This window comes from Rhodococcus opacus B4 (assembly GCF_000010805.1).
GTDB classification, from domain to species: Bacteria; Actinomycetota; Actinomycetes; order Mycobacteriales; family Mycobacteriaceae; genus Rhodococcus_F; species Rhodococcus_F opacus_C.
The window spans coordinates 1,383,772-1,398,680 of sequence record NC_012522.1; the positions used below are offsets into that span (position 1 = coordinate 1,383,772).

The following is a 14,909-nucleotide window of genomic DNA, read 5'->3' on the forward strand; positions in this document are numbered from 1 at the left end:
CCGGATTGGGGGGTCCACTCCGGGACCAAAGTGTCCAAGCATCGGAGGTCGGGATGAATGGCCGGGAAAACTTTCACTCGGGCGCGTGGGATCACCGCGCCATCAGCAGCGCTGTCGACGCGCTGAAACCCGCCGAATCCGGTGCCGTCGCCGCGTCCTGGGACGACCTCGGACGAAAATTTCGGGAAGCGGTGGCCGCGTTCCACGACGCGACCCGGGCCGCGGTCGACACCGGCTGGCGCGGGCCGTCGGCGACCGCGGTGGCGGCGGCACTCGACGACTACGCCGCCCGGGCAGAACAGGTCGGCGGCCGGTTCACCGACGTGGGGGATGCGTTGCGGCACGCGAGCGCCGGCGCCGAAGCGGTGCGCGGCGCCGTCGGCCGGCCCGTAGACCACCCGGCCGATTGGACCCGGGTACTGCCGGGCAACTGGACCGCGGAAGCCGACGCCGACGCCGCGGAACAGGACGCGAAAGCTGCCATGGACACCCTGTACGCGTCGGCGTATCGGACTGCGGACGACCGACTCCCCACCGACGGTCTCGCCGCGACCCACGCTGCGGCGACGGCCCTCGGGCAGCCGGTCGGCTTCGACATCGGACCGAACGGCGTGCACGGCGTACCCAGCGACGGGCAGGTCGCCGAACCCGAATCCGAGACCGCCACCGCCCCCCGCGGCGAACCCCGCGAGACCGACGACGTCCCGCCCCGGGACGCGCAGGCCGCCCCTGGGCCGATCGCCGGTGCGCTGGCCGGGGCCGTCGGCGGCGGGGTGGCGCACTACGCGCACGGCATCGTGGCCGCGCACCGGGCGTCGACCCCCGAACGACCCGCCGCTCCGGCTCTGCCCGCCGCGCGCGAAGCCGAGGAGGAACCGCCGACCTACCTCGAAAGCATCGACGAGGGAAGCGAACTCGTCGGGAAACTGCCCCTCGTCACACCCGCGGTGATCGGCGAATAGTCGTGGGGCACTGGGTGTTGAGCGGTCCGCAGTTCTCGGCGTCGTGGGCGCGGACCGGCCAGGACCGCTGTCCGTATCCGTTCAAGGTCACCAGCACGCTGGCCACCGCCGACGAGTACGAGGCGGAGCAGCACCGGATCCGCGCCGACTTCTCCGGACCCGAACACGACCCGCTCGCGTCGGCGCTGCTGGTGCTCGCCGAACCCGACCTCCGGATCGAGATCTCCGGTTCGACGGGCGGTACCCCGGTCCGGCTGGTCGGGGCGCTCGCGCGCGGGCACGGGATCGCTGCGGTGCAGCATCCGGGCGGCGAGGTGGTGATCCGCAGCTGTGAACCGTACGACCTCGGCCGGCAGCTGATCGCTCAGCTTCCCGACATCGACGCGGGCACGCGGCGTGGCGTCGTGGTCGACCGGGCCGCTGCCGCGCACCGGCAGGCGGCGGTCGCCCGGATCCTCGACCGGCCGTCGACGGGTCAGGGGGTCGTCACCGTCGTCCGTGGCGCGCGGCACGCGCCGCGCCCCGTCGGCGGTCTGGCGTGGCGTGACATCGACGGCGACGGCAGGTACCTCGTGTGGGGCGACACCGCGGTAGCGGTGGAACCGGGCACGTCCTGGGACCTCCTCGACGCCGTCACCCGGCTGACCGGACGGATCGCGGCCGGTCACCCCGTCTGAGCCCTGCACCCCCTCCTGCGCTGCGGTGTCGGCGATCGCCGCTACCGTATACAGCGGAAGTAGGTGACCTGTGGCCGACCCGGACGGAGCAGACATGCAGGACTTCGATCTGGATTCGAGCGTGAACCGCGACTGGGCGGAGTTCCAGCGGCGCCTCGCGGACTATCTGGCGGCGATGCAGGACGAGGACCTTCTGGTGCTCGAATCGGGATTCGAGGAGCTCGACGAATCCCAGGGGCTGATGCCGTGCATCCAGTTCGTGGTGTGGGACGGCGACACGGTGCGCTGCGAGGTGCCGTCGAATCATTACCTGCACCCGGACCGCGCGCTGACCGACGCCGAGCAGACGTATCTCACCGAGCTGGGCTGGAACCGTCCGACCCGCGGCCCGGACGACGAACCGGACGACGGCTCCCCCGCGTTCTACGTGGACAAGAAGCTGTCGTGGTCGGATCAGCTGGCCGCGATGGCGGTGGCCGCGTTTCGCGACGTCTGGGGAATCACGCATCCGGCGTTCCTGAGTACCGAGACGTCGAGCACGGATCCCGATGCGACGTTCGACCCGGTCGCGGCGCGGCCGCCGCTGGTCGCGCAACTCGACCCGGGGGCCGCCGTGGTCCCCCGCGATGCCGAGCACTTGCACGAGCTGATCACGCTCTCGCTGGTGCCGATGCTCGGACTGCTGCCAGAACGCGACCCGGACGGCGACGTCCCGATCCGGATGGGCAACACCATTCTGTTCGTCGGGCCGCTCGCCGACACCGTCGACGTGCAACTGTTCGCGCCGCTGGTGCACGACATCAGCGACCGCACCCGGGCGGCCGAGGTCACGGCCGACCTCAATCGCACTTGGTCGCGGATCAAGTTCGTGCTGGTCGACGACCGGTTGTCGGCGTTTCTGGAGGTGTCGGGCAACCCGTTCGTCCCGCAGCACCTCACGGACAGCTGCAAGTCGTTCGCCGACTTCCTGCGCACCGTCGACAGCGACTTCGCGGCGCGGTTCGGTGGCGAACTGTTCTTCAACCGGGACTCCGGCGGTCCCGACGAGGAACCCGAACCGGATTCGGCTCCCCCTGACGGGAACGGGATGTCGTCGACGACCGATCTGCCGAAGGAACTCCAGACGCTGTTCCATCTCGATCCCGGGTGCGGCGGCGACACCGATCCGGCCGTCGTTGCCGACGTGTGCGGTCACGACCGCGACCGGATCCTCGCCCTCCTCGACACCGGCACCGCGTGGGTGTCCCGGTTGCGTGAAACGGACGACGCGGCGGTGGAGCACTGGGAACGCATCGTCCGCACCCTGCGCAACGCCCTCCGGACCGTCGTGCTGCCACCGCCGGCCAACGCCCCCGACACCAAGCCGCGGCCCGAGCAGATGGGACTGTTCAACAACCCCGAGGAGCAGTAGGCGCTCCGCGCCCGTGCGCCTTTCTGGTAGCGGCAGCAACCACAAAGGCGCACAGGCGGTAACGCTCCTCTGGGTCGTGACGAAAAGGACTTCGGATGCTCCTTCGTTCGGGGTGAGCGCCTGCGACAGGGGTGGGTCACGTGAGCGACGGGGCAGACAGGCGCAAGGACCGCTGGACTACGGGTCTGGTGGTGGTGTCGATCATGGCGAGCGGGGTGATCGTCGCGGGACTGCTCGAGGGCGGATCCGGCCCCGCCACCGTCGAGGACGCCGCCGCGGTTCCGTCGTACGTCACCCCGGCGGTCGAGTACCCGGTCGACATTCCCGGGTGCGCGACGGTGGAACCGCCGTCCGAGGGAGGGACTTTCGGCATCTCGATTTTCGGGGAGCAGAGTTACGACAACCCGCGCTACCCGTGGTTCTCGGCGTCGAAGGCGTCGTCGATGACAGCGGCGGTCCTCGACACCCTGCCCGGGAACGTGGAGATCCCGTTCGTCAGCCCGACGGAGTCACTGCTGTTCGAACCGATTCCGGTGTACGACCAGCCGGAGGTACCGGACTTCGAGGACGATTTCGGCGGAGTCACCAGCGCCCGGGGACCGCTGGTCCGGGACTCGATCCCCGGTTCGCTGTGGATGTCGGTCAGAAAGGCGGACCGACCGGTTCCGCCGTGTGTGGCAGGGGAACTCGACCGTCGCACGACGCTGCCCGACGGCACGGTGCTGGATGCGGACGACACGTGGACGGAGTACGACGGCCGCCGCACGCTGTCGCGGAGTGTCGCCGGCTTCTTCCCGGACGGCACCTGGATCCACGCGAACGCCACCGACGAGAATTTCGCCGAGGCCGACCCGGGCAGCAGGTACAGCGGCACCGTCCCGCTGACGCTCGACGATCTCACCGCCATCGTGCTGCGCCCCGAACTGCGGGTGAGCACGCCGGTGCCACCGGGCACCCCGCCGCCCCCGACGGCATGCGGGTCCGGGACCGGTTCCGAGGACGACGGATCGGCGTTGACCCGCGACGATCTGGACCGGCTCAATGCCGTGCTCGACGCCGCCTGGCGCGATCGGGGCGTCGCGCTGTCGAAACCGCTCGGATCACTGCAACTGGCCGAGTACAGCGACAACTCGGTGTGCGAGAGCATCGACGTCACCACCCCGGGATCGGAGGGCACGCTGAGCATCTCGATCGAGGGCGGCCACAGCATTCCGGCCGAACCCGACAAGTACGACCCGTCCTACGACCCGCAGGCCGCGAAGGCGACCCGACTGCCCGACGGTTCGGTGCTGGAGCGGCGGGACGCGTACACCTCGGCGGTCTCCGAGCCCGGAATGCCTTCCGTCCACGAGGGCGGTCGTTACGTGACCCTGACGCGACCGTCGGGCACACAGGTCACGGTCAGCTCGACCTCCGTCGCCCCGGCGACCCCACTCCCCTACGAGCTTCTCGAATCCCTGGCCACGACACCCGGACTGGAGCTGTAGCCGACATGGGCCTCGACAAGAGCACCCGAAACCTTTGGGCCGCAGCCCTCGTGGCGATCGTGACCGTCGCCGGCGCCGTCACCACGGTGATCGTGCACGAACCGGAGCCGCAGCTGGAGGTGAACATCCCCGGGCTGTCCGGCTTCACCACAAATCCCGACACCCCGGAGGCGTCGCCCAATGCCCCGGCCGCCGAGTGGTCGCTGGACGCGGCCGCCACCTACGACCGGCAGTTCGCCGTCTTCCGCAACCCGGTGTACGGCAGCGGATTCGACTCGGGCGAACCGGGATTCGTCGATGCCGGTGACACGCTGGTCACCATGATCGGGTTGGTGAACCAGCAGACGTCGGGACTCGACGAGGCGACCCTGGTCGGGGTGGACGCCGGCACTGGGACGGTGCGCTGGCAGACGCCGGTCGAGTCGCTGGGCGGATGCGCCGACACTCTCGCCGCGGGGCGGATGGTCTGTTACACGACGCCCTACGAGGACGCGCCGACCATCCTGGCCGTCGATACCGCGACCGGCTCCGTGACGCGCACCCCGACCGACTGGACGATCCTCGCGATGACGGCCTCCGACGACTGGCTGTACGTCATGGAAGGCGACCCGGAGTCGGACGACATCCGGGTGCACAGCGGCATCCCTGCCGATCCCGACGCCCGGTGGTCGCAGCAGTTCGACCTCGGAGCGGCGTGGGAGGACGCGTTCGGCGGCCACCTGATGAGCACCGACCACGGGCAGGGGGTGCTCGAACTCGGCGGCGAGGTCGCGGGATTCGACCTCGCGACGGGCAGTCCGACGTTCACACGAACACTGCCGGACTGCACGCAGTCCGCCCGGGCGACCGACGGTGGCGTGGTCGTCCGCGTGCACAGCGACTGCAGCCTCGGCAAGGTGCTGGGCTCGGAGGCCGTGGACCACACCGGTGCCGTCCTCGCGACGTCGGAGGTCGAGGCGGCGCACACCCTCGCCGTCGATCGTCCCGCCGACACCAGAATTCCGGTGCTGCTCGGCGACGGCGCCTACGACCGCACGACGGGCGAACTGCGGTGGACGAGCCCGGATCTCGTGTCGACGCCGCACGTCAATACGCCGGAGTCGTACGGCCCCAATGCGACTCAGGGCACCGCCGTGGCCGTGCTGGGCGAGGTGGCGCTGCTGCGCGACTACGAGGGCAAGACGGAAACCGCGCTCGACCTGCGGTCCGGGGAACGGTTGTGGCACCGCGGCACCGACTCGTACGGCACCGTCGTCGCCGCGGAGGGCGAGACCGCGGTCATGCTGGAATCCGACGTGCTGCGCGCCCTGGACGTCCGGTCGGGCGAGGAACTGTGGGTGCTTCCCCTGCAGACCGTGATCGACGACGACGCGTGGGACCGCACCCCCGTCGTCGCGGCGTCGGATACCCGACTGGTCTACGTGACTTCGGGGTCGATGGTCGGGCTGGGTTCGGCCGGCTGATCGGCTACCCGGTGGGTGCGTTCCGCGCGCCGAGCCGCCACAGCGACGTCACTTCCCGCTTGCGGGCGGCGTGCAGCGCATCCGAGCGGTCGGTGACCTTGCCGTGCCGGGGCGCCACGTCCCGCCGTCCGAGAACGGTCAGGCCGGCGTCGTCGATCAGGGTCAGCAATTCCTCGCGGGTCCGCAGTCCGAGGTGCTCGGCGATGTCGGACAGGACGAGCCAGCCCTCTCCCCCGGGTTCGAGGTGCTCGGCCAGGCCGGCCAGGAACCCGCGGAGCATCCGGCTGTCCGGGTCGTAGATCGCGTACTCGATCGGCGAGGTGGGCCGGGCCGGGATCCACGGCGGGTTGCACACCACCAGCGGCGCCCGGCCTTCCGGGAACAGATCGGTTTCCACCACCTGCACCCGGTCGGAATACCCGAGCCGGTCCAGATTCGCCCGCGCGCAGGCCAACGCGTTCGCGTCGAGTTCGGTCGAGATCACCTTCTCGACGCCGCGGTGCGCAAGGACGGCCGCCAGCACCCCGGTGCCGGTGCCGATGTCGAACGCCTTCGCGAGCGACGGCAGCGGGGTCTCGGCGACGAGGTCGACGTATTCGCCGCGAATCGGTGAGAACACGCCGTAGCCGGGGTGGATGCGCGCGCCGAGGGCGGGAATCTCGACGCCCTTCTTCTGCCACTCGTGGGCGCCGATCGCGCCCAGCAGATCGCGCAGGCTGGCGACGGAGGGCTGATCCGTCGACCCGAACGCCTCCCGCACGGCCTCCCGCACGTCGGGGGCGCGGCGCAGCGGAACGTTCTGGTCGGCGTCGAATGGAACCAGCAGCATCCCGAGGATGCCCGCCCGCCGCGACTGCGTCTGCCGGTGCAGGTGGAACGCCGTCGCCGGGTCGGTGGACGTCTTGCGGGCCTTGCGGTCGGTGCGGGCGGCGACGGCCGTGCCGAGCTGGCGGGCGTTGTGGAAGTCACCGCGCCACAGCAGCGCCGTCCCCTCGCAGGCCAGGCGGTACGCCTCGTCGGCGGTCATCGAGTCGTCGGCCACCCGGACCTTCTTCGGGGGCGTCGCCCCGCTGGTCGACCGCCACACCGCCGAACGCTCGATGCCGTCCTCGGTCCAGCGGACGAACTCGGTTTCCATCGCACCACCATAGGCCTACGGCCCGTGCGCCTTTTCGGTAGCTGCAACTACCAGAAAGGCGCACGGGCGGCGGAGCCGCCTCTAGCGGAGGGTGAGCACACTCTTCCCGACGGTTCGGCGGCGTTCGAGGTCGAGCAGGGCCTCGGCCGCCGCCTCGAACGGGTAGCGCGTCGGCTCCGGTACCGTCAACGCGCCCGACGCCAGGAGCGGAAACAATTCGTCCCACTGCGACGACAGTCGTCCGGGCACTTCGGCCCACCACGAGCCCCACGCGACTCCGACTGCGGACGCGTTCTTCAGCAGCAGTCGGTTCACTTTCACGGAGGGGATGTCCCGGCCCGTGAAACCCATCACGAGAATCCTGCCGCCCGTCGCGAGGGACCGGATGCTGTCGGTGAAGCGATCTCCGCCGACCGGGTCGACCACGACATCCACCCCGCGGCCGCCGGTGATCCCGAGGACGTCGTCGCGCCAGTTCCGGGTGGACACGACGTCGGAGGCGCCGAGACTGCGCGCGTACTCCGCCTTCTCCTCGCTGCTGACGACAGCGATGGTTCGCGACGCACCGAGGTGAGGTGCCAGGGTGGTCGCGGCGGTGCCGATGCCTCCCGCCGCGCCGTGAACGAGTACCGACTCCCCCTCCTCGAGGCGCCCACGACGGACCAGTGCGAAATGCACGGTGAGGAAGTTGAACAACAGGGCGGCGCCGACGGACATCGAAATCGTTTCCGGGAGAGGGAAAGTCGCCTCCGACGACAGCGCGACCACGTCGGCCATCGCGCCACCCACACCGGTCAATCCGACGACTCGGTCACCCGGCGAGAATCTGCTGCCATCGGGGGCCGACCTCACGATCCCGGCGACCTCGCCGCCGGGAACGAAGGGCAGGTCGGGCTTGTACTGGTACCGGCCCTGGGTGAGAAGCAGATCCGGGAACGACACCCCGACCGCGTGAACGTCGACCAGGACGGAGGAATCGTCCGCGACGGGTTCGTCGACCTCGACCGCGCCGAGTGCCCGCGGACCGTCGAGCTCGGTGACCATCAGCGCGCGCATGCGGTTGCCGCTGTTCATGTGGTGGGGAGGTCGCGGACCGCTGCCCGGCGTAGCTTGCCGACTTCGGTGCGTGGGAGGTCGGGCAGGAAGTCGACGACCTTGGGCGCCGCGTAGGGCCCCACGCGCTGCGCGACGAGTTGCTTCAGTTGTGTCACGAGGTCGCTGTTGTCACCCGAGTCGTCCACGCGGACAACGACCGCCCGGACCACTCCGCCGCGGCCTGGATCTTCGTATGCGACTGCCGCGGCATCGGCGACCGCCGGGTGCTGCAGCAGCGCGTTCTCGACCTCCACCGGGCTGATGTTGTGCCCCGACGCGATGATCATGTCGTCGTCCCGGCCCAGTATCTGCCACCGTCCGTCGGCGTCCGTGACGGCGCGGTCCTCGGTGAGGAACACGTCACCGCGCCAGCGGTGAGCCCACAGCTCGGGTGCGTTCTCGTAGCCGCTGGACATCTGGTGGCGGGGCTGCCGTACCGCGATCAATCCCGGACTGCCCTCGGCCACCGGTTGTCCGTCCCGGTCGGCAAGGAAGGTGTCGAAACCCGGAATCGTGCCGGACATCCAGCCCGGACCGGACCGCGTTTCGGTGCCCTGGGTGTCGCCGAGCAGCATACCGACCTCGGACAGCCCGTACCCGTTGCGCACGGCGGGTGCACCGGTCTCGGCCCACGCTGCGGCGACCGCTGCGGTCAGCGGTTCGCCCGCAGCGGCGACGGTGCGGAGCGACGGCGGCACCCCTTCCTGCGCGAACGTCGCCGTCAGTCGCCGCAATGCGGCAGGCGCGGTGGTGAGGATCGTCGCCCTCTCCTCCCGGATGACGCGATGCCAGGCCTCCGGGACGAACTTCCCCGAGTACATGACCCGCGGCACGCCCAGCGCCATGACGGCGGCGCCCGTGCTCAAGAGCCCGAACGCCCACGCCGGGTCCGAGGTGGAGAAGACGACGCTGTCGCGGGTCGCCCCGAGAACGGTCTTCGCGTAGGGCATGACCGAGACGAACGAGGCGTGGGTCATGGTGCACGCCTTCGGTGTTCCGGACGTTCCGCTGGTGAACAGCAGGGTCGCGGTGTCTCCCAGCGCGGTTGTCTCGAACGGTCCGTCGGCGGCTGCCCGATCGACCTCGGTCCAGAACGACTTGTCTCCCCCGCCGGCAGCACCGTCGCCGACGACGAACACGGCCGGATCGAGTCCGTAGGTCGCCTGCGCCTCCGCGAGGGCCGGCCGGTACCGCCGATCGACGACGATAGCGCGGACTCCCGCCGCGTCGAGGCGCAGACCGATCGCGTCCGGAGCGAAGCCGCCGAACAACGGCACGTACACCAGCCCGGATCGCCACACCGCCAGCGCGGTGATCCAACTCTCGACCTGTCGGGACAGCAGCCCGCCGACTCGGTCTCCCCGCTTCAGCCCCGCTCGGGCGAATACCCGTGCCGCTTTGGCGGCGAGCCGGTCGAGTTCGTGGTATGTCCAGCGGTCGGCCGACCCGTCTTCGTGCCGGACGGTCAGCGCCACTCGACTCGGGTCGGCGGCGTAGCGGGTGCAGATCTCGTGGGCGGTGTTGAAGTCGCCGCCGAACGGGTCGCGGTCGAGCAGCGACTCGATGTCCTGCCAGGCAGCGGCGATTGCGGGCGACGCGGGTCTGTCGAGAGACATCAGTGGTTCACCTTTGCGGTTTTCGTCAGGGTCAGAACGAGGACGGTGATGGCGCACGCCGCGGCGATGTATGCGGCCAGGGCCCACGAACCGTCCGTCTCGGCCGCGATCGCCACCGCGATGAACGGTGCCGGAGCGCTGAACACGACACCGCCGAACTGATACGCGACGGACGCGCCCGTGTACCGGACTTCGGGAGGGAACAGAGCGGTGACATATCCTGCCACCGCGGAGTAGGTGACCGCGTGGCCGATGGTGATGATCAGAATCATCGCCACTAGCACCGCAGCACCCGCGCCGGTGGACAGTAACCAGAAGAACGGGTACGCGATCGCGGCCATGTAGAGGGACCCGTAGATCAACATCTTCCGGGCTCCGATCCGGTCCGCGATCATCGACGCGTAGGGCACGGACACGATGTCGAGGACGCACGCGACGAGGATGCTGAGCAGAATCGTCTGCCGGGAGATACCGAGTTCCTTCGGACCATAGGACAGCACGAAAACGGTGACGAGGTAGAAGGGCACGAGCGACGCGGCCTGGGTCAGAATCCCCACACCCAGTGCACGCTTCTCACCCCGCAGTACCGCGAGGATCGGAAAGTCGGCAATCTTCTTGTCGCGCTTGACGTTCTCGAATTCCGGCGATTCGACGACCTTCAGCCGCACGTACATGCCGACCGCGACCAGCCCCGCGCTGGCCAGGAAAGGAAGCCGCCAACCCCACGCCTGCACCTGATCCTCCGGAAGCTGCTCGACCAGGAGAAACGCGAGCGTGGCGAGCACGAGTCCAGCGGGAACGCCGGCTTGCGGCCAGCTGCCGTAGAAAGCGCGTTTCTCGCGCGGTGCATGTTCGACCGCCATCAGTACCGCGCCGCCCCATTCTCCGCCGACCGCGAAGCCCTGCGCAAGGCGCGCGAGAACGAGGAGCACGGGCGCCGCGAGACCGATCACTCCGTAGGTGGGGATCAGGCCGATGGCGACCGTCGACGAACCCATCAGCACCAGGGAGAACACCAGCATCTTCTTGCGGCCGATCCGGTCTCCGAAGTGCCCGAAGACGATGGCGCCCGCGGGACGGGATACAAACGCGACACCGAACGTCGCGAACGCGGCGAGTGTTCCCGACAGCGGACTGAGCGATGGGAAGAACGCCTTCCCGAATATCAGGGCGGCCGCGGTCCCGAAGATGAAGAAGTCGTACCACTCGATCGCGGTTCCGACGAAGGACGCGAACGCGACCTTACGGGGTTCTACCCGGGTGACCTCCAGGTCGTCGATGACTTTCATTCGAATCTCCCATCGCTGCTGATGTGGGGCGGTGTGGTTGCCGTGTCGACCCGGCGCCGACGCGGTTCTGATCGAGCGGTCGGGCCTCGCCGGAGTTCGTCGAGCGGATCTCGTGTCCGCGACGGCGCCCCCGTGTGGCCGCAGTCACAGGTTTAGCACAGCCGCGATGCCGACCGCAAGAATTTTTGTACCGATCGATCCACGCCGCAATCGACGCCAGCGAACGGGTGGTGAGCCGTTTTACACTGCGTTTTTCAATAGCCCTGGACTATTTTTGGATCGATCAGTACATTTCTGAACATGAACGAGAACGACAACGAGGATCTCCGCGTCGCACTGGTGTCCGGCGGCTCCCGCGGCATCGGGGCCGCCGTCACCATCGGTCTGACCGAGCGCGGCTGCCGGGTCGGGTGCACGTACCGAACCGGTCGTGACGAGGCCGAGAAGCTCACCGCGGACGCCCCGGAACAGGTGCTCCCGATCCACTTCGACCTGCACGACGACACAACAGCGGCCTCTGCAGTGGAGCGCGTCGTCTCCCACTGGGGACGCCTCGATTCACTGATCCTGAACGCGGGTCAGTGGTCGGGCGGGCGGCTCGCCGAGACGAAACCCGCCGCCTGGTGGAGCGTGATCGAGACGAACCTCCGCGGCACCGTCGCCCTCGCCCGGGCCGCGCTACCCCACCTCGCGAATGGCACGTCACCGAGCATCGTCCTGGTGTCGTCGGTCGTCGGCGTGATCGGGCACCCCGGAGACACCGCCTACGCGAGCGCGAAATCGGCGATGGTCGGCTTCGGCCGGTCGCTCGCGAAGGAGGTCGCCCGTGACGGCATTCGGGTCAACATCCTGGCCCCCGGCTTCGTCGCCACCGACATGACCGACGCCGTGCCTGCATCCGCGCGCAGACGCATCGAACAGGACACCGTCCTGGGCCGATTCGGCACCGTCGACGAAATCGCCAAAGCCGCAGTCTTCCTCAGCGAAGACGCCACTTTCTGCACCGGTTCCGTTCTCACCGTCGACGGAGGCTGGGCACTGTGACACACCACGACTGCGACGACCCACAACGAAGGGAAGCAACACCATGACCGCGACACTTACGCATTCGGTCGGCATTACGGAGTCGGAGTACCTGGCTCTCCGGGACCGTATTTTCGAGGCGATCTGGTCCGAACTCGACCCGTTGGAACGGCGGATCGAGGACGAGGAGCAGGTTCCGCACGACATCGTCATGCCGATCCTCACCCGGATCGGCGCACTCGGCCTGCTCGTTCCCCGCGAGTACGGCGGCAGCGGACTCTCGATCGCCCAGTACCTGCCGATCATCGCCGAGTTCGCCAAGGTGCAGGGCGGTCTCCGGGTAATCGTGCACGTGCACAACTCCTTCGCCCACGCGCTGTCCGAAATCGGGAACGAGCAGCAGAGGGCGGCGGTCCTTCCGGGCGCGGCGACGGGCCGGGACTCGGTCGCGTTCGCGCTCACGGAGCCGGGATTCGGGACCGGAGCCGACCTCGGGTCGACCGCGGTGCGGAACGGTGACGAGTACGTCATCACCGGCGAGAAGTGGTTGATCACCAACTCGGACATCGCGTCTCACTTCATCGTGTTCGCGAAGACGACCGACAGCGAGGTCTCGGCCTTCCTCGTTCCCCGTAACACCGAAGGCCTGTCGATCGCGGCACTACCCGAGACGATGGGGTGCAAGGGCACCGAGCACGGACGCGTCACCCTCGATTCCGTCCGGGTTCCCGCCACCGCACTCGTCGGCGCCGAGGGGCAGGGAAACGAGCACCTCGAACGCGCGCTGGAGATCAGCCGGGTCTTCATCGCGGCGAGTTCGCTCGGCACCTCCGAGCGCGCCCTCGAACTGTCGATCGCGCACGCGAAGAGCCGCGTCACGTTCGGCAAGCCGATCGGCACGCGGCAGGCGATCCAGCGCTACCTGGCAGAGATGGCCACCGACGTCTACGCCCTGCGCGGCATCCTGGCGGATGCAGCGAGGAAGTGGGATGCGGGCGAACGGATTCCGGCCGAGGCCAGTATGTGCAAGCTGTTCGGTCTCGAAGCCGTCGGCCGGGTGACCGACCGGGCCCTGCTGGTCCACGGCGGTATCGGCTACACGCGCGCGCATCCGATCGAGCGCCTCTACAGGGATGCCCGCCTCAACTGGCTGGAGGAGGGCACTCCGACGATCCAGTACCTGGTGGCGGCGAGTCAACTGCTCGACGGGTACGCGTACTCCGACGCATTCGAGAGTTCGCCTCGACCCTGACGCTCCGCCATCGGCCGACCTGCAGTCGGGCCTCGGCTGCAGGTCGTCACCCGCCCGTTCGAAGATCACAATGACGAACGCAGATCCCACCGTCCTCGTGCACGTCGCACGCACCGGGATCGCGGGCCCGGCCACGCCGAACCCGTGATCTGGGCCGTCTAGACTCACACCTTCAACCGCCAGGAGACAGAGGGGCCCTTCGATGAGCGACAAGTACGACGCCAACCGGGACCGGGTCCTGCAGGTGGCCGCCGAACTGTTCGCGAAGTCGGGGTATCACGGCACCGGGATCGCCGACCTGGGCACGGCGGTCGGGCTCGGCCGCGGGGCTCTGTACCACTACATCGGCAGCAAGGAAGCTATCCTCTACGAGATCAGCAGCAGGCAACTCGCCCAGATGAACACGGTCGCCGACGAACTCGCGCTGTCCGAGGCCGATCCGGAGAAACGACTGCGCGGCCTCGCCCGGGCCCTGATGCGGAACATCGCCGAACACCGCGCGGAGTGGACCGTCTTCTTCCGCGAGTACCACGCCCTGACAGACGAGCGTCGTGACCGCATCATCGCCGAACGTGAACGCTACGAATCCCATTGGCGGAATGCGTTGGAACAGGGCATTCGCGACGGGGATTTCCGCGTTCTCCCGCGGTTGATGGTGAAGGGCCTGCTGGGCATGTTCAACTACAGCTACCTGTGGATCACACCCGGCGGCGCGGAGACGCCCGAGGAGATCGCAGACGAGTTCCTCGACGCGGTCATCATCGGGATGCGAGCGTGAGGCGCTCCGTCACCCGTGCGTGGTTGAGGTGTCTCGGCACTCGTTCGCCACGCACGGGCGGCGGAGCCGCCGGCATCCGGTGACGACGGTCGACGCGTGTTGCATCGGCCCTTCACGAGAAGCGGGCAGAACGGGCGCCTGCGCGCGAATGACGAGGCCGGTCACCTTGTGAGAAAACGCGGACTCGACCTCGTCCACACCCATCCTCACTGGGAAATTTCAAGCCAGAGAAAGGCCACAACGGATGTCCCATCAACACGGAGTTCACGCAGTCGAAAATTTCTGGGCCCGGGTGTGGCAGTCACCCCAGGACCCCCACGCGATCGACGAGCTCGTGGTCGAAAACTTCGTCATCGTCACCGGCGGAGAGACGATCCGCGGCCGGGCCGACTTCAAGGAGTGGGTGCTGAGGTTCCAGTCGACTGTGGAGGATCTCGAGTTCATCCCTGTCGAAACGTTCCAGAACGAGGACGGTTCCCGCGTCGCGTCGCTGTGGGAAATGACCGGCCGCAATCGCGGATTCATGGGCACCGAACCCGACGGGCAACCCATCCATCTCACGGGCACCGCGGTGTGGAACGTCCGCGCCGACGGGATGCTCGAATCCAACCGCGTCGAGCGCAATGCCTGGGAGCTGCACCGGCGGCTGACGGCATAGGCCTACGGCCCGTGCGCCTTTTCGGTAGCTGCAACTACCAAAAAGGCGCACGGGTGGCGG

At 68.7% G+C, this 14,909-nt stretch carries 13 protein-coding genes; 9 read left to right on the forward strand and 4 right to left on the reverse strand.

The features are described from left to right. Nucleotides 1-53 precede the first annotated feature (53 nt). The 5 genes from ROP_RS06495 to ROP_RS06515 all read left to right on the forward strand — a co-directional run bounded on the left by ROP_RS06495 (nt 54) and on the right by ROP_RS06515 (nt 6,000). Nucleotides 54-962, forward strand: a complete 909-nt coding sequence (locus ROP_RS06495) for a PPE domain-containing protein (protein ID WP_012688532.1) — start codon at nt 54-56, stop codon at nt 960-962. Nucleotides 963-976: 14 nt separating this feature from the next. Next, entirely contained in the window at nt 977-1,639 is a 663-nt protein-coding gene (locus tag ROP_RS06500; RefSeq protein WP_043826290.1) for an ESX secretion-associated protein EspG, read from the forward strand. A gap of 70 nt (nt 1,640-1,709) precedes the next feature. Further along, entirely contained in the window at nt 1,710-3,050 is a 1,341-nt protein-coding gene (locus tag ROP_RS06505; protein WP_012688534.1) for a T3SS (YopN, CesT) and YbjN peptide-binding chaperone 1, read from the forward strand. A 140-nt stretch (nt 3,051-3,190) separates the two neighbouring features. Beyond that, nucleotides 3,191-4,537 carry a hypothetical protein gene (locus ROP_RS06510; protein WP_012688535.1) on the forward strand — a complete coding sequence of 449 codons (1,347 nt, stop codon included), beginning with the start codon at nt 3,191-3,193 and terminating at the stop codon, nt 4,535-4,537. 5 nt (nt 4,538-4,542) lie between these two features. Continuing rightward, nucleotides 4,543-6,000, forward strand: a complete 1,458-nt coding sequence (locus ROP_RS06515) for a PQQ-binding-like beta-propeller repeat protein (protein ID WP_012688536.1) — start codon at nt 4,543-4,545, stop codon at nt 5,998-6,000. A gap of 4 nt (nt 6,001-6,004) precedes the next feature. Here ROP_RS06515 and ROP_RS06520 read toward each other — a convergent pair whose 3' ends face one another. The 4 genes from ROP_RS06520 to ROP_RS06535 form a co-directional block, all read right to left on the reverse strand. Beyond that, the gene (locus ROP_RS06520; RefSeq protein ID WP_012688537.1) at nt 6,005-7,138 is read right to left on the reverse strand and encodes a methyltransferase; all 1,134 of its coding nucleotides are present in this window, start codon (nt 7,136-7,138) and stop codon (nt 6,005-6,007) included. 81 nt (nt 7,139-7,219) lie between these two features. Continuing rightward, nucleotides 7,220-8,194 (reverse strand): NADPH:quinone oxidoreductase family protein, encoded by a 975-nt coding sequence (locus tag ROP_RS06525; RefSeq protein WP_012688538.1) that lies wholly within the window; start codon nt 8,192-8,194, stop codon nt 7,220-7,222. 14 nt (nt 8,195-8,208) lie between these two features. Continuing rightward, nucleotides 8,209-9,849, reverse strand: coding sequence for an AMP-binding protein (locus ROP_RS06530; protein WP_012688539.1), 1,641 nt, complete (start codon nt 9,847-9,849; stop codon nt 8,209-8,211). Continuing rightward, on the reverse strand, nt 9,849-11,138 hold the full coding sequence (locus ROP_RS06535) for an MFS transporter (RefSeq protein WP_012688540.1): 1,290 nt from the start codon (nt 11,136-11,138) through the stop codon (nt 9,849-9,851). Before ROP_RS06535 ends, ROP_RS06530 begins: the two co-directional genes overlap by 1 nt. A gap of 300 nt (nt 11,139-11,438) precedes the next feature. Here ROP_RS06535 and ROP_RS06540 point away from each other — a divergent pair, with 300 nt between their 5' ends. The 4 genes from ROP_RS06540 to ROP_RS06555 all read left to right on the forward strand — a co-directional run bounded on the left by ROP_RS06540 (nt 11,439) and on the right by ROP_RS06555 (nt 14,849). Next, nucleotides 11,439-12,182 carry an SDR family NAD(P)-dependent oxidoreductase gene (locus ROP_RS06540; protein WP_012688541.1) on the forward strand — a complete coding sequence of 248 codons (744 nt, stop codon included), beginning with the start codon at nt 11,439-11,441 and terminating at the stop codon, nt 12,180-12,182. 43 nt (nt 12,183-12,225) lie between these two features. Next, a complete protein-coding gene (locus tag ROP_RS06545) occupies nt 12,226-13,413 on the forward strand; it encodes an acyl-CoA dehydrogenase family protein (protein WP_012688542.1) in 1,188 nt (395 codons plus the stop codon). 202 nt (nt 13,414-13,615) lie between these two features. Beyond that, nucleotides 13,616-14,191, forward strand: coding sequence for a TetR/AcrR family transcriptional regulator (locus ROP_RS06550; protein WP_012688543.1), 576 nt, complete (start codon nt 13,616-13,618; stop codon nt 14,189-14,191). A 244-nt stretch (nt 14,192-14,435) separates the two neighbouring features. Next, entirely contained in the window at nt 14,436-14,849 is a 414-nt protein-coding gene (locus ROP_RS06555) for an ester cyclase (RefSeq protein ID WP_043824317.1), read from the forward strand. Nucleotides 14,850-14,909 lie beyond the last annotated feature (60 nt).